Source organism: Streptomyces sp. NPDC037421, assembly GCF_055602105.1.
Window position 1 is genome coordinate 71267 of the sequence record NZ_JBVJWV010000022.1, and the last position, 17144, is coordinate 88410.

Annotated in this window: 1 protein-coding gene; it reads right to left on the reverse strand. The window is 70.1% G+C overall.

The features are described from left to right. Window positions 1–12: 12 nt before the first annotated feature. Entirely contained in the window at window positions 13–17007 is a 16995-nt protein-coding gene (locus ACZ7IF_RS26940) for a DEAD/DEAH box helicase family protein (RefSeq protein ID WP_470976181.1), read from the reverse strand. Window positions 17008–17144: the final 137 nt, after the last annotated feature.

Consider the following 17144-nt stretch of genomic DNA (forward strand, 5'->3'; position numbering starts at 1 on the left):
GGCGTTCTCCTTCTACCGGGTGGCGAGCAGTCCGAGGAGGAAAGCTCGCAGGTCGTCGTCCTCGTACCAGGTGCCGGAGAACAGCGTCCCCAGCCCCAGCGGCACCACATCGCTCGTTCGTCCTCGCTGCGTGCGCCCGTGGAACAGTCGGGCCAGAAGCGCGTCCAGGCTGGTTCGCCGCCGCGCCCCGGTCCGGCCGCTGTGGGTCCGGGTGAAGTGGAACGCCTCCTGGGCCGCCAGCAGGTCGGGGTAGTGCTGCTGAAGGTGGACGAGCAGCGCGTGGGCCGCCGTCCGGCGGCCGCCGTCCCCGAGGTCAGCGACGGTCGCGACCCGGCTGTCCGGGTCGTAGCCGCCCGCGTTCCCGCTGCGGGCTCCGATGAACCGGGCCTCCGTCGGCGACAGCCAGTCCCGAGGGATGAACTGGGCGACGTCCGTCAGGACGCGGGCGGCATCCGGGTCGCTGTCGGGGGTGGTGACCAGTGTTGCGGTGGTCCCGGGTCCCACCTCGCGGACCTCGGCGATGCTGTCGCGGACGGCGCCTGGGAGCGCGGCCGCGTACGACTGCTGGAGCCGGGCCGCTTCCTGCCGAGCAGACTGGGCCTCGACGCGGGCGGCGGCGATCTCCAGGTCGGTATCCGGGGCCCCGCCGGCTGCCGCCGCTTCCAGATCACGAAGGCGGCGTTCGGCCGACTCGGCGTAATCCGAGGCGTGCCGGACGGTGCCGTGTGGGTCGTCCCCGAGCTCGGGCGCGGCGGCCGAGAGCCGGGCCACCACGTCCGCGTCCACGTCCTGTCCGGCAGCCCTCAGGGCGGCCAGGTGGCGCAGGGCCTGCGGGCCGGGTCCGCCGTCGACCGCGCGGTCTGCGGTCCACCGCACGCCGTCCTGCACCGGCGGAAGCTGTCCGGCCGCCAGCGATGAGCGGGCGGCCGGCCGGTACCAGCGGGCCCGTCGGGACACCTGCCCGAAACGGCCCGGCGCCGGAAGGAGCCGCGCCCAGTGAGCCACACGGTCGCCGAGCGGCAGGCCGTCAGCGTGCTCCGGAAGGTCGGCGGCCGCGGCCAGGCGGCGCAGACGGCGCGTCTCGGGCCACGAGCGGACCCGCTGCATCAGGCCGCGACGGAAGCGGGAGATCCGCTCACGGACACGGCGCAGACCGGCCTTGCCGCTTCGCCACAGCTTGGCCAGAGCATTCAGGAAGGCGGCGATCAGCGCAATGAGCTTCTGCGCGAGCAGGACTAGCCCCGCCACGATGCGCGCCAGGACTCCCGGGCGGCGGCTGGCGGGCACGTTCGCCGCGATCCGCTCTGCCGTGGCGTTCCGGGTCGCGGCCATGCGTTCGGCGAGCTGCGCCACGATGGCCGCCCTGCGCTCGTCGGTGAGCGGGCCGCCGCTCGCTGCCGCCTGGAGCGCTTCGCCCACGGCTTCGTCGGCGTGCTGAGTCACGGCTTCGTCCACGCTGCTCTGCTCATCGCCCGGGTCGCTCTCCGGCCGGTTACGCAGTGCCTCGGGAATGAGGCGGAGCAGGTCCGCAGCGCGCCGGGCGGTGTCCGCTTCCGATTCCCCGTGGAGCGGTTCGAGGTCGTTCACCGTACGGAGTGCCGCACGGATCGCGTCGGTGCGGGCGCGGGCGGCCTCAGGGCGCAGCGAGCGCACCAGTTCGTCGTGTTGGTCTCCTTCGACTCCGGTATCGGTGATCGCGGCGAGCGCACCGTTGCGTGCCTGGCGCATGGCCGTGCGCAGACTCTCGGGGGTGAGCTGCTGGGCGATCTGCTCACGAAGCTGGTGGATGCTTCCCGGGGTGTTGGTGCCCTCGATCGCGTTGTCAATGACGGCGCGCGCTACGGCGTCCGCGTAGTCGGCGCGCAGCTGGTCGGCGTCCGGCCCCGGGTTGGGGTCGCGCAGTTCCGCGTCCGGGTCGTCCGTCGGGGCCCCCGGCTCCGGGAGCTGGTAGAGCGGATCGCCGGAAGGCAGGGGCCGCGTGAAGCGCATCCCGTCCTCATCTTCGATCGTGAGGACCCGTACGCCTCCGGGGACGTCCTGGATCTGCACGACGCGGTACGCGGCCATGGTGTTGCTGTCGAATTCGCCCGGCAGGGCGATGGTGTCGCCGACACCGACGGTGCCCACGGTGCCCGGCTCGGGCATCTCGGGCTCCTCCACTTCGTTGCCGGCCGCAGCATCAAGGTGGTCCGCCGCGCGCTGCGCTGCCCGCCCTTCCGGGGTCGCAGTGTCGGCGCCGTCTCGCAGCTCCTCGGCCAAGGCAGTGGCCTGTTCCACAGTGACCGGCAGGTCGTTGGCGATGCGGGCTGCCGCCTGCTGGGCGTCGGGGGAGTCGGTGGGGGCCTCACCGCGGTCGGCGATGGCGTCGCGTTCCTCGGGGGAGAGCTGAGGCTCCACCGTCGGCCCGTCGACGGGGTCCACGGCCGGGGCCGGCTCGCGGTTCGTGATTTCGCCCTGGCTGTCGGGGGCGTCCTCGGGCCCGAGGCGAACCGGGCGACCCTCGTTGTCCAGAGCCCGCATGTAGGCGGCATCCGCGCCACCGTCGAGGCTGTGCAGCTCGCCGCTGGTGGTGTCCACCGCGGTGATGCGGGTGTGGGTGGGGGAGACCTCTTCCTTGCCGGTCACCTCGACCGTGGTCATGCCGTCGGGGCCGTCCACGATGATCGCGTCGCCCTCGTTGATGTCGGTGACCGGAACCCTCTCCAGCCGCCCGATCTTGGCGGGCTGGCCGCTGTCGACGTCCTTGACGCCGCCGAGGACACGGAGGTCGGTAGCGGGCCGGTCCTCCATCCCCTGCGGTGTGGCGACGGTCGCGGTGTCCCCGTCCACGTCCTCGACGGTGCCGAGCATGTTGCCGTCGCGGTCGCCGACGACGTTGCCGGGGCGTACGAGGTGACCGTCGGCGGTCCAGCCGCTCGGCCGGGCCGCTCCTCCATCGGTGACGTTCAGGGAGGTGGGGGAATGGGCGTCGTCAGTGCGGTCGTCGCCGAACTGGACGCGGGCGCTGTTCGCGTTGGCGCCGGTGACGACACCCTCGCGGCCGTCGGCGTCGGTGACGACCGAGCCTGGGAACAGACCCTGACCGCTGCGGTCGGTGGGCACGCGTTCGGAGAGCCGGCCAGCACGAATATCAGCCTCCGCACCGGTCTCCGGCGCGTTCTGGACGCGGTCGTTGTCGTCGCGGGTGGCGCGCGCTGCGGTGGCGTCGGGCGTCACCCACACCGATTCCCGCTTGCCGCGGCCATCGGGGGTCTCGGCGATCAGCACCCGGTACATGCCCTGCACTCGGCGGGCCCGGACGGTCGCTATTTCCTTGGGCCCGTCCACCACGTATCCGGCGAGGGTGCGCGGTGTGCCGTTCTTCGTGATGCCCTCGATGCGCACCAGGTCGCTGATGCCGAGGTCGCTGACCTTGACCCATTCCGCGGGCCGGCCGCCCACCGGCTCGGGCTCGGCCGCGGTCTCCAGCTCGGTGTCAGGCTTGCCCGTAGCAGGCTCACCCTGGCGGTCGGTGCTCCCCGCCTCGTCGGAGGCGGGCCGCCCGGTCTCCGTGTCCGTATCCGGCCCTGAGGCCGTACCGCGGTTGTCGCCGGAGGGAGACCTGCGGTCCGTCGGCTGCGCGCGGTCTGTCGGCTGCGCGGGATGTGCTGTGGCGGCCGGCCTGGTCGACGCAACAGATTCCGGAACGTCGGGCGTGGCCGGTGCATCAGTGTCGGAGTCAGGAGCGTCGGCTTCACCATCGTTGTCCGGTGTCTGGCTCGCGCGAGGGGTTTCGCCGACCGCGCGGCCGTAGCGGTGTGCGTCGAACGGCAGGCTGATGTCCTCGGCACGGGCGAGCCGGGGCACCGGGCCGTCCTCTACAGGGATGAGGAACGTCATGCCGTCCAGGCGGTCACGGGCGCCCGAATACGGGTCCGGAGAGACCGTGATCCGCCACGCCTTGTGCTTCACGCCGCCCGAAGTGAAGGTCGCCCTCTTCGGCCCCGCAATGACGTACCCGGTCCGCCGACCTGTGGCTCCGGCGTAGAGGCCGGTGATGCGACCGTCCAAGCGGACGAGGTCACCCTCGTCAAGGTCAGCAACCGAGACGCGTTCGGCGTTTCGCATACCCCCGTTGGCAAGCAGCTCCTCAATGAACTGCCGGGCGGCACGGTTCTTGCTGGCTTCGTGGTGGTGGGCTCGCGGATCCTCTGGACGCAGCACATCCAGAGCCTCGCTGATCTCGTCTGCCAGCCAGCCGGGCCCGAGGATGTAGCGGTCCTTGAGGTTGGGCTGCTGATGGCGGTAGTGCGTCGAGTCCAGCCAGCGAAGTTCGTCGTGGAGGCGGTCCAGATCGTCGGCGACATTGCCACTGGGCGTCACGCCCCGGCCGAGATCAGCCAGCAGCCCACGCAGCGCTTCGTAGCGCTCCATGTCTTCCGGGTCGTTACGGAGGGTTTCCAGGCCCCGCAGCGGATTCTTGTCGGCGGGGAAGCCGAGGTTTGTACCCGTGCCCCTCAGGCTCCATGCGAGGTCGGGGTGCACTACGCCCAAGTCGGGTTCGCCGCGTTCCATGTCGCGGAGCACGAGGTGAGCAACAGCGGCTTCCCGGGAGCGGAAGTGCGTGCCGTTGATACTGCTCAGGGGGGGCTCGCTCCACCAGACTTCTTCCGGGTTCTCGGAGGTCGAGTGAAGGTGGGTACCGAACAGGGTGCCGATCAGGCGACCATTCCGCCATACCTGTCCGTCGTGGTCGGAGCGCATGACCGGAGTAGGCACGGAGCCCTCGGTCGCCAGCTGCCGCATCCGCTCAGGCGAGCCGAACAGGGCCAGTTCGCCCTCCTCGTTGATCACCCGGCTTTCGCCGGTCTCGTACTGCTTGAGCTCATCAGCGGTGGGCACGCGGCGGCCGTCTACGACGCCGCTGCGCTGCGGGCCAGCTCCGTGGTAGGCGTTGATCGCGTAGCGCGAGGCCGCCTCGTCCAACTGGCGGGAGTCCTCCGTGGAACCAGCGGCTTCCTGCTCAACGTCGCCGGGATCGCGTTCGCCGCCCGTCAGGGAACCGGCGGTCGATTCCTCGTTGGGGGTGGCTGCATCGTCGGCCAGCGCGTCAGCAAGGCCCCGCCGGTCCTCTGCATTGTCCGCCGGCGTGCTGTCGGTGGCCTCCTTCGTGCGCTCGCCTCGGCGCGGGTTGGAGATGGCCGCGTCCTGCCGTGCCCGCTCGATCGCCGTACCGAGCGCGTTGCCGTGCTCGTCGCGCCATTCACGGAGCGACTGGCTGTTGAGCTGCGCCGCCGCCCAGTCGATGGGCTGGCCGTTCTCGTCCCGCATCTGCTCGTAGGCGCCCGCAAGACGGCGGGCGCCTTCGCGGCCGCCGATGGCTTCTCCGTCGGCCTCCCAGCCTTCAAGGTGCAGGCCGCTGGCGGCGTGCGCGAACCTCCAGGTGCCGCTGTCGCTGGTGTTGGTCCAGGTGACCAGACCGCCGTCGGGGGACAGGGTCAGGCTGTCGTTGCGGGCGAGCCCGCGCAGGTACTCGGCGTGCCGCTCGGGGTCCGCGCCCTGCGGGGCGGGAACGTCACCGGAGCGGTACCGGGCCAGGAGGGCCTTCAGCCGACCGGCGTCGTCCGGGTCGGCGGAGGAGCCGTCGTCGTCGGAGCTGTTCCGGTCGCGCTCATTCGGAAGGTGCGGAACGGACAGCCCGCCACCTCCCGGCACGCCGGGGCCTTCCGGCTTCCCACGGTCACGGTCACGGCGCCGGCGCCGCTTTCTGCGGTCGTCCTCACGGTCACCCGTGGCAGGCTGATCTGCGTTGCCGGCCTCGGGGTCGTCTTGGTCGGGGTCGTGCTCGTCATTGCCAGCGGAGGGCACGGGGAGACCCGTCGGCGGCTCATCGCCCTCATGGCTGTCGCGACGGTCGGCGTCGGGGCTCCGCTGGCTCTGCTCGTCGTCCTGCTCGCGGGCGGTGTCGCGGTCGCTGTCCTGCTCCTCGCGTCCTTCCACGCCTTCGTGCGCGGCAACGAGTCCGGCCGTGGCGAGGTTCTTCCCGTTCCAGGTACGACGCTCGCCGTCTGAGCTGACGGCGTCGTACTCCAGGACTCGATCCTTGCGGTTGTTGGTGATCTGGCCGATCGCAACGCCATCGACGCTGACGCTCCACTCCTCCTTGGTGTCGTCCTTCGTGATCTGCGTGACCTCGGCGCGGGCAACCAACTCGGCTACGCGCTCCGGGCCGCCGAGTTCGAATGTCTGGTCGTCCTCGGGGACGTACCAGTTGATGTTGATGTCTGTGCGCGCGCGGTGCCTGGCGCGCTTCTTCATCGACGCGTCCGGGTTGTCCACGATGATCACGTGGTCGTCGGGCTGCGGGTCGTGGCCCCCGCTGTCAGAGTCAAGCGTCACCGAGCGGATACGGCCCTCGACTCCGTCTCGGTGGTTGTTGATGACGTACTGGGGTGTTGACATGCCGTCGAAGACGTCGGCGGTGCCGGATCGCGGATGCCTCACCGCGTGGAAGATGTCGCCCACGCGCAGATCAGAACCGCGTGCCCAGCGCATTCCCTTGGGCAGCTCCATCTCGCCGATGACCGGAGTTCCGGTACCCGTACGAGGATCGGCGAAGGGGAGCAGCGGCGCGCCGATCTCCTCGCGGCGGCCGTTCTCCCAGTGCATCCCGGCCCAGTTGCTGCTGTCGTCCTGCCCGGCCCAGCCCGCGAAGGCGGCCCAATAGGCGCGCGCGTCTGCGATGGCAGCCGTGAGAGGCCGGAGCGCTTCGGGGAATGCGCCGCGGATGCCGTACGACACCTGGTCGGGGTTGTCGCCCCCAGCCACGCTGACGATGAAGTCCTCGGCTTGCTGCTCCGTGAGGCCATGCCGGGAAGCCTCGGCGCGGGCCCGCGCGATCTGCTCGCGCACCGCCTGCCGAATCTTCTCGACCCGCTCCTCGGCCATCTCGTCCATCCGAGCCCTGGCCGTCTTTCGGCCGTCGCGGGTGGCAAGGCCGTCCATCAGGACAGGCCGCAGGTCTGCGCGGAGGTCCGTGCCCATGTTCAGCACGGTGGACCGCAGGTCATCGGACAGGCCGGTCAGGAACTGCCGGGCCTCCTGCGGCACGTTCTCCAGGCTGCGCCGGGTGTTCTCGTCGTACTGAGCAGAAGGGTCGGTGTTGGCCATCGTGGAGATCCAGAGGCGGACATCCCACGGGTCGCTGACGCCGCCAGCCCACCTCTCCCGGTTCTGGTCACGTGCTCGGTCGAGGAACACGTTGTTCATCCCGGCCGGCTGCGGCTGTGCCCAAACGCCCGCCCACTGCCGGATCGCCTCCGCGCGGGCCCCGCTGTCGGGGTCCGAGGGGAAGCTCAGCATCGGCGCGTCGTGGTCGCGGGCCACAGCCATCGCGGCGGCCTGCGCGGAATTGTCGTCCTCCGGGCTACGGGACCATCCGAGACGGCCGTGTACGTCGTGATCGGCGCGCCAGGCTTCCTCACCTGCCGCTCCCGACCCGTCGCGCAAGATCGAACCAATCCGCTCGCCGTCGAGGTAGATGGCACGGCGGGACTCGTCTGCGTGGAACTTGAATTTCCTGGGGACGAGGTGCTCCTCGCCGATCTCCACCGGCTTTCCGTCGTGTTCGCCGACCGTCTCGCGGGCCTCCTCGGGGCCCTGCCAGCCGATGGGGGACGGCGGCTTCTCACCGGTATCCGACGACTCGTCGCGCTCTCTGCGCTTCGGCTCGGGGGTCGAGTCAGGCTCGTCCGTGCGCCGGTGCTCCAGATCCGCTGAGGGCAGGCGTGCCGCCATGTCGTCCCTCAGGATTGCGACACCGTTCGACGTGCTCGGGCTCGCGTCTCTGGTCTCGGAGATGTGCAGGCGCCATGCCTTGATCCGCTTCCCGTCGCGTGTGGCGGTCACCTGCTTCGGGGCGGCCAGCAGGAAGCCCTCGCGGGTCACCCGGTTGCCGGCGGGGTTCTGCGTATCCACGCGAATGCGGTCGCCGACGCCCAGTTCCTCCGGGGCGACGATCTCAGCGTCCGGCTCGTCGCTGATGTCCGGCTCCCACGGCGCCCGGGGAGTGGGCTCGGGGGCCGCGGACCGATCGGTGTCGGATTCAGGGCGGTCGTCGTACTGGACGTCCGCCCCCTCCGGGACCGCGACGATGTCCCGCGGGTGGAACCTTCGGCTCGTGCCCAGTGCATGCCAGTAGCCGTCACCACGCCAGTCGGACGGACCCGCGACCTCCACGTCCGTGTACGTGTTGCGGTCCATGTGGTGGCGGATGCGGAAGCGGTCGCCCACCTTCGGCATGATCCGGGCGCCGTCGCCCACGGCCTCCCAGCCCTCAGGGGCTACGACGCGTGCGGAAGCCCGCTGCTCCGCCTGGAGCTGCATGCGGTGCGTCAGGTCGGAGACATCGGTGCGTCCCGGGTTCCCCTCAGGCAGGAGCTCGACCGGACTGTTGTCGTCGAGGGTGACCTGCTCCGTGAATTCGAGGCTCGGGTCTTCCGGGTGACGGGAAACGACCGTGAAACGGACGAGGCCGCTGCGGCTGTGGTCTACGTGCTCCACACGGCCGACGAGACGAGCCCTTTCGCCGAGTCGGGGAGGAATGCTGAGGAGTCGATCGCGGGGGACCACGACGGAGATCCAGGCGCCATCAGAGAGCTCTGCCGCCGTCGCCATGTCGCCGCCGAAGTGGGGGCCGTCCTGCGGCCCCCCAAATTCCGCGGTATCGCTGTCCGGCCGAACCTTGGAGTCCGGATCCCCCTCCACGACGTCTGCGCTCGCAGCGTCAGGGGCCTCCGGCGCCTGCTCGGCGGACGGCGACACCGCGTCGCCCGCCGAGGTCTCCTCGGGGCGTGCGTCTGCCGGGTGGTTGGCGTCCGGCCGGTTCTGCACGTCGCCCTCGCGCTCGGCGCTGCGAACCGCCCCGGCCAGTTCCCCGCTCTTCTCCCGGTGGATCGGCAGATAGCCATCAATCGAGGCGATCAGGTCGCGCAGGGGCTCGCTGACCCCCTGCTCGTCGTCGTCCAGCGTGCCCAGCAGCAGGGCCGCGCTCTCCCGGGCGTCCAGGACGTGCTGCTCGGCACCGTCGTACTCGCCATCGGTCAGGGCAGCGACGGCGGCCAGAACCGAACGGCGGATCAGCTTCACTCCGGCCGGTACGCGTTCCTCGGTCCCCCAGGTGCTGATCGCAGCCCTGTGCAGCCGACTCTCCGCCGAGTCGACCTCGTGCAGTGCCGTGTCCAGCTCTAGACGGGCGGCGAACGCGGCGTCCGGCTGCTCCTCGGAAGCAGGGCTGAGACCGTCCAGCTCGGAGCGAACCCGCTCGGGGTCGAGGGTGACTTCCTCCTCTGCCTGGCCGTCGTCGCCCTCGTCGTCATCAGTGGCGTCGTCGCGGTCGCTGTGCCGGACGACGTCGTCCGGCTTCACGTCGGCGGGCGTGAACGGCTTCTCGGGCTTCGGCGCCGCAGAACTCGGCTCCGGCTGTTCCTCAGCAGCGGGCGCCTCCTCCTTACCCCTCAGGCCGGCCAGATCGCTGCGTACCTGCTCCGGGTCGAGGACGGTCTCCCCGCGCTCCTCGCGGGCGCGCTGGAGCTTCTCCCGCTTCTCCCGCTCCTTGGCGGCCTTCTTCGCCTCGGCGTCCGGCCACAGGATCCGCGGGCGGCCCTTGTCGTCCGTGCTGATGGACGGCGGCGCCGGCGTGCGGGGCAGGAGGTCGGTGTCCTGCGCGGCTGCGGGGTCGTCAATGTCGCCGGACTCCTCGCCAGCGGCGATGCGGGCCTCTCGGAGCTGGTGCTCCAGCTGCTCCAGTCGGGCCGCCTTCTCCTTCCCGGCCTCCGTGCTGCCGACCTGGCGGCTCTGCTCGCGGATGATGGCGCCAACCAGCTTGGAGCGGCGCTCGGCCGCTTCGAGCTCGGCTGCCTGCTCGAAGGGCCTGTCCACGCGCTCGCGGGCGGTCGCCGCGGCGCGCTCCTCCTGACGAAGGTGGCTCTGGGCGCGGACGATCTTCTTTTCGACATCGGCGAGGGAGTCCTCCAGGCGCGTGATGCGCAGGTTCGACTCCGTCCGCAGGTCGGTTTCGGTGTAGCTGTGCCGGCTCTGCGGGACGTCCGGGATGCTGATGTCTACCAGGTGCACACGCCCGTTGTTGTCCCAGGCCATGCGGTACTTGGCGGTGACCTCGATGTCGCCGACACGGCCGATGACGGTCGGCGGCCGGCTGTCGCGCGGGTCGTTCTGTCCCTGGCGGAGAACGGCGAGGGCGGCGGTGGCCAAGGCCTTGGAGGCTTCGTCGCGCTTGGTGAAGTCGGTGTTCCCGATGGTGGCGTTGAAGTCGTCGCCGCGGGTGTTCTTCTTCCGCTTCACGACGTCCTGGAGCTGGGCGACGAGCTGGTCGGTCGCCTTGCTCAGCCGCTCGGTGGCTTGGATCGTGGACTTGTAGCCCTCGATCGTCCGCTCGTGGCCCTTGAGCTTGCGCTTGAGGATTGCGAGAGATGCCTTGACGTTCGCCTGTTCCAGCAGGTGCGGGTTGCCCGTGCTGATCGCGGTGACCTGCTCGGCGTTGAACACGCCGTCGGGGATGTCCTCGACGGTGCGATCGGTCAGGTTGCCCTTCATGAGCTGGCGGATGAACTTCGCCTTGCGGGCGACGGTCTGCCAGGAGAAGCCGTCGAAGGACTGCTCGGTGACGTACTGGAAGATCGCCACCTCGGGGTTCATGTTGCCTTGGCGGATGATGCGGCCATTGCGCTGTTCGAGGTCGGCGGGCCGCCACGGGCAGTCGAGGTGGTGAAGTGCCGTCGCGCGGAGCTGGACGTTGGTGCCGGTGCCCATCTTCGCGGTGCTGCCGACGAGCACGGCGATCTTGCCGGTCCGGGCGTCGTGGAACAGGCGCGCCTTCTCCGCGTCGTTCTTCGCCTCGTGGATGAAGCGGATCTTGTCGGCCGGGACCCCGCGCTCGACCAGCAGCTCCTTGAGCTCTTGGTAGGCGGGGAACGGGGACTCGGCCAGCTCGTCCATGCTGGCCGGGCTGTCGCCCTTCTTGCCCTTCTTCTTGGTCTTGCCCGGGTCCTTGGGCGTGCCCATGTCCAGGAACACGATCTGAAGGCCGCCGGGCGTGGCGTGGGGGGTCGGGTTGTTCTTCGACGTCGGGTAGACCGCGTCCTTGGTGTCCTCGTAGATCCGCCGGATGTTGTCGGCGGCCGTGGAGAGCTTGAGGCCCTTCTCGTCCAGGCCGACCATCCGCGGGTCGAGAGAAACCTTTCTGCCGTCCGAGCTGATCTTGAGCATGTTGTCGACGCGCGGGTCGATGTCGCCGCCCTTGACGGCGCGGGCCCGCGCGGCGAGCTGGTCCTGGTAGGCGAGCATCTGCTCCGTCGGCTCGACGGAGATCGTGATGGCCTTGCCGCTGGCTACGTCGGGGGTGTCGAGGTACTCGGCGAGGTCGTCGCTGTTCTTGACGTCCGCGACCGTCTTCCAGATCCGCAGCAGCTCGGGCATGTTGCGGAAGGCCGCGAACCGGGAGACCTCCTTGAATCCGGAGCCGTCCGCGGCGAGCTCGACGCCCGAGACGATCTTTCCGTAGGTGGAGGCGAACTCGTCGAAGTCGCGGACCCGGGCGGCCTCCAGCAGGTCGGGCCGCAGGTAGCGCAGCATGGTGTGCGCTTCGGTCACGCTGTTGGAGATCGGCGTGGCGGTGGCGAAGGTGACGACCCGGCCGGACTTGGTGTTCTTCCGCAGGTACTCCAGCTTCATGTCGAGGTCGGAAGCCCGGTTGGAGCCCTCGATGCCCGCGCCGGGGATCCCGGAGTTCGTGGAGAGGTTCTTGTAGTGGTGCGCCTCGTCCACGACCACGTAGTCGATGCCGGTGTCCTCGAAGTACAGGCCGGCCGTGTCCTTCGAGGCCTCGATCTTCGCGGTGATCTTCGCTTCGAGGTTGCGGAGCCGCTTCTGGATCTCCTTGACCATCCGGGAGTCCGTACGGACGCCCGGCTTGTCGGCCTCGTCCTGCTCCTTCTGCCGCTCCAGGGCCCGCTTGAGGGCCTTCGCCTCGCGCTTGATGTATTCGAGCTGGACCTCGGGCCGCATCGGGATGGATTCGAAGGCGTTCTGCGTGAGGATGACCGCGTCGTAGTCGCCGGTGGCGACGCGGGCGATGAACTCGCGCCTCTTGCGGCCCTGGAGGTCTTCGCTGGACGCGGACAGGATGCGGCCGTTGGCGGCGGACTCCGGGTACAGCTCCGCGAACTCGTCGGTGAACTGCTGGAGCATGTGGTTCGGGACGACCATCGCGGCCTTGTTGATCAGGCCCAGGCGCCGGAGCTCCATCACGCCCATGGTCATCTCGGCGGTCTTGCCGGCGCCGACCTCGTGGGCCAGGAGGACTGCCGGCTCGTTGACCATCCGCGCGACCGCGGCGTGCTGATGGGGGTGCGGATTGAACCATTCGGCCAGGCCCGGCATCGTCCGGCGCTGCCCGTCGTACGAACGGAGCGCCAGGTTGTTGTGGGTGTAGTTGTAGGCCCGCTTGATGGCGTCGGAGCGCTCAGGGGTCGCCCACAGCCAGTCCTGGAACTCCTCCCGCAGCTCGTCGGCCTTGGTCTGCGCGGCGGCGGTGGCTTCCTCGTCCAGGTAGGTCTTGCCGCTCTCGTCCTGGTAGGTGACGCGGATGCGGCCGTTGGTCAGAATCGTCTCGGCGAGCTTGACCGCGTTGAAGCCGGGCACACCCCAGACCTGCTGTGCAGCCCGGCCCTTCTTGACGCTGTCCGGGGCGTCCACCTTCCACAGCGAGCCGCCCTGATAGCTGACCGTGACCAGGGGGGTGTTGAGCCGCTCGCGCAGGAACTGCTGCACCGGGCCGGCGCCGAGCCAGGACGCGCCCATGGGCGCGTCGATCTCGCCGGGGGAGATGTCCGGCGGCAGGACGGCTTCGAGCTGCTTGACGTTGATCTCAAAGCGGGCATCCTCGCCAGCGAGGGCCTGCGCCTCCTCCAGCTTCTTGCGGACGTTGCCCGACAGGTAGTCGGCGGCCGGAATGAGGTCGCCGCCGTTGTGCGGCTCGAAGACGAGGGGGTACTCATCGCCGGTGTCCGGGTCGACGGAGCGCGCCGCCAGGAGCTTCTCCCGGGCCGCTGCCGGGCTCAGCCCCATGACCTTGCCCAGGGCCTCGCCGTTGAGGGTGGGGTGCTGCTCCATGACGATCGCCATGGCGTCCTCGGGCGAGCTCGCTCGCTCCGCGATGGAGCGGTGCTTGGCCTGCCGCTTCGTGAAGATCGCGGCCGGAGTACTCGTGCCCGTATTCGCGTCGAAGGAGTCCAGCGACAGCAGGATCGCCATCGTCGGGTCCTTGGTGAGCAGACCGCCCATCGGAGGGCGCTTGCGGTACGCCTTCTCGACGGCCGCGCCGGTCTCCGGGTCCGTGGACTTCCGCTTGGCCCATTCGAACCGGTTCAGCGACCCGAACTTGGCGTGGTACTTGTCGTAGCGGGCCTTGAGGTCCCCACGGAGCGTCTCGATGAGCTGCTCGTCGGCGTCCGCGCGGCCTTCCTCGGCAACCAGGGCTTTGAACGAGTCGCGCAGGCCCAGGAGCTGGCGGGCTTCCTCCGCCTGGGTGCTCGGCACGTCGTACGGGCGGATCATGCCGTCGCGAACCTGGGTGAACGTGCCATCGGGAGCGACCTCAACGTGGCCGTCGATGCGGTCGGAGCCTTCGGGCAGCAGCTCCACCTTGCGGCGCTCGCCACTCTCGGGCGTGTACGACAACCCGGCGCCCTTCGCACGGGCGACGGCCTTCTTGAGGGCCTTGTCGAGCGAGGCGTCCAGGTCGCCGTCGCCGACGACGCGCAGCTCGCCCGGCCCGTACATGCCGTGGCCGACTTCCATCTCTCCCAGGACGTTCTGCGGGTTGTCCAGGAAGTACGGGTTGACGTGGACGTCCGGGGCGAGGAGCTTGTCGGCCTCGTCGTCCGGCTGGCCGGGGAGGTCTTCGACCTTCACCGAGTGGACCCAGACCGGGGGGTCGTCCTTCTTGCGCTGCTCGGGCGGCTTCACCTCGCCGTTCCGAAGGCGGCCTGAGGTGTACTCCTTGTCCTTCTCCCGGCGCCGGAAGATGAGCAGGTCGGTGACCACGTCGGTGCCGGCCGTGCGGCGGTGCGCGCCGGTGGGCAAGCGGATCGCGCCGACCAGGTCGGCCTTGCGCGCCATCTCCATGCGGGCGTCCTCGGCGCGGGGCGTCGAGCCGTCCATGGTGTAGCGGGAGGTGACGACGGCGACCAGGCCGCCGGGGCGGGTCAGATCCAGGGACTTCAGGATGAAGTGGTTGTGGATGTTGTGGCCGCCCTTGTTGTGGCGGAGGTCCACGACCTGGTAGTCGCCGAAGGGCACGTTTCCGATGGCGAGGTCGAAGGTTCCGTCGGCGGCCCGGGTCTTCTCGAAGCCCTCATTGCGGATGTCGGCCTGCGGGTAGAGGGCCTTCGCGATGCCCGCGGTGATCGGGTCCAGCTCAACGCCGGTCATATGCGCGCCGTCGGGCGCGTGCCCGATGAAGTTGCCGGAGCCACTGCCGGGCTCCAGCACGTTGCCGCCGTCGAAGCCGAGCTCGCGCACGGCCTTCCACACGGCCTGCACCATGGACGGGTCGGTGTAGTGGGCGTTGAGCGTGTTGCCCTCGGCGGCCTCCCACTCGTCGTCGGTGAGGAGGGCGCGGAGCTTCTTCTGGAGCGGCTCGAACTCAGGCTTCGGGTTCGGGACGAAGACCTGCGGGGTCGCGCCCCAGCCCGACCAGCGGGCCAGGGTCTCCTGCTCAGCGGCGGTCGCGGGCCGGTTCTCGGCCTCCAGCCGGCGCAGGACTTCGATCGCGGCAATGTTCGCCTTGACACGAGCGGCCACGCCAGAGGGGACGAGACTGCGCCCGTCCTCCGGCGGCTGGAACTGCGGGGCGGTCTGCTCCTGCTCGCGGGAGCCGAAACCTACCCGGCTGCGATCTTCGGCAGGCTCACCCGCGGCATCTCCAGATCCTCGGTGCCCGGCTCCTTCTCCAGGCTGTACACCATCTCGTGCAGGGCCTTCTCCCGGGCCCGCAGCGTCGCCATGTTCACGCTGCCCATCGCCTCCCGGAAGTCCATCCCCGGAGTCGTCTCCTCCCGGAAGTCGTCCCGGTACTCCGCGATCAGCTCCTCGATCTCCGCGCTGATCTGCGCGAAGAACGTCTCCGGCGGCGTCGTCTCCGCCAGTTCGGCCAGCGCCTGCGGCCGGTACGTCTCCCAGAACGCCTTCACCAGCGCCTTGTACCCGCTCACCCTGCTCCTCCTGGTTGTCGCGCTGCTGGCCGGCGGCCTGCTGCGGGGTCACATCATCACTCGGCGCGGTGGCGCCCGCATTGTCCCGGGCCCCGTCCCGCTCTTCCTCACCGTCAGCAGGCGTGCGCCTGCCGAACCGCGCGGCCTGGCTGTCGTTCATGCCGCGCTCGCGGTCGAACTGGCCGGCAAGCAGCCAGACCGCAACGTTGGAGGGCTGCCCGTCCTTGTCGCGGAAGGCGGCCAGCGCCTTCTCCACGTCCGGGCTGCCCCAGTCCAGGGTTCGGCCGTCTCCATCACGCAGGTTGCTGCCCAGGTAGAGCGCAAAGCGGTCAGCGGTCTCCTGGTCGGGGAAGTTGCCGTAGCGGCCGAGGCGGTGGGGGCCCAGGCCCGACAGGCGGCGCCCAGACCCGGCCGTCATCACGGTGAAGCGCCAGTCGTCGTTGCGGCTGGTGTCCTCCACGATGGCGAAGCCGTGGTGGCTGGCCAGGTGGATCCGCAGGTTCGGATCGTTCGCCATGCGGCGCAGAGCCTCGGCCTGCGTCTTCTTGGTGTCTTCCCCGGCGGGGGTGTCGGCGCCGCCGCGCTTCCAGAACTCGCGGAGCTCCTCGGAGTTGCGAGGGCGGCCGCGCTCGTCGCTGGTCGCCTGCTTCGGGCCGACGTGGCCAACGGCAACGTTCCCCGCTGGCGCGCCGGTGCGGGCGGCAGCGCCCTGCGCGGCCCGCTGTTCGGGGGACGCCGCGAGAGCAGGCTTCGTACGGGCGGTGGCGCCTTCGCGCTTCTTCGCGGCCCGCTGCGAGAACGCCTCCTTCGCATCGTGCGCGATGCGGCCGCCCATGGCGCGGCCCTCAGGGCTGTTGAGCTGGTCAAACGAGGCGGGGTCGTTCCAGTCGATCGGCTTCCCGTCGAGCTGCGCGCTCTCCATCCGGTTGGCGAAGTCGGTGGCCTCCGCCTTCCGGTCGGCAGTGGTGAGGCGCAGACCGGTGTCGGTGTGGATGACGGCCCAGCCGGAGACGTCTTCGCCGTCCTTCTTGTAGGTCATGTGGCCGACGACGAAGTGGCCGTTGCGAGAGAGCTGAGGCTTGTCGAGCTTGTCGATCAGCTCGGCCATCTGCTTGTTGTGCGCTTCCTGGGCCTTCTGGTTCTCGGTGAAGGCGCGGACCCTGCCGCCGGCCCAGTGGCCCCGGACGTCCTCCAGCGTCTTGAATCGGCGCTTGGGGTCCCGGCGCTCCCGCTTCGGCGCGGGCTTCTCCTCCTCCGGTTCGTCGTCCTCGGGCTCAGGCCCGGCACCGTGGTCCTCGCCTTCGACGTCGTCCCCGATGCCGTTGCCCTCGTCGTCCTGGTCGTGGGGATCGTCGGGGGTGTCACCCTGGTCGCCGGCGTCCTCGGCGTCCCGGCCCGTGCCGCGCCGGCCGTCCGCCTGACGGCGCTCGTCCTCGTCGCGGACCTTCTTCTTGCTCCGGGTCGGGGCGGTGCCGTCGGGCCGGGCAACCATGGTCAGCCGGGAAGCGTGGATGTTCGACCGCTCGTGGGTGCTCAGGTTCTCCACGAGCACCTGGCGGCCGCCCAGGGAGCGCAGCACGCGCGCCATGCCGCCACCCCAGAGACGGGCGATGCCGCCCGTCTCGATGAAGCGCCCCTTGCTGTCGCGGGGATGCAGATCAGCGTTCCAAGGACGGCGGGCCCGCTTGGCTTCGAGGCGGGCGGCGATACGGTCAGCGGCGTTCGTGATCTGCATGGGGCGGACCATGCACACCGCAGGGGGTTAACGTCGCGGGCTCAAATTTACGGCCCGGAAACGGGGCTCGGCCTGTCCCTCAGGAGGGCAGGCCGAGATCACGACCGAGGAGGTGGTCAGTCCGGCGACTGACGATT

Coding starts and splice junctions, on each gene's coding strand:
- ACZ7IF_RS26940 (WP_470976181.1), bottom strand. CDS start 17,007: ATGCAGATCACGAACGCCGCTGACCGTATCGCCGCCCGCCTCGAAGCC.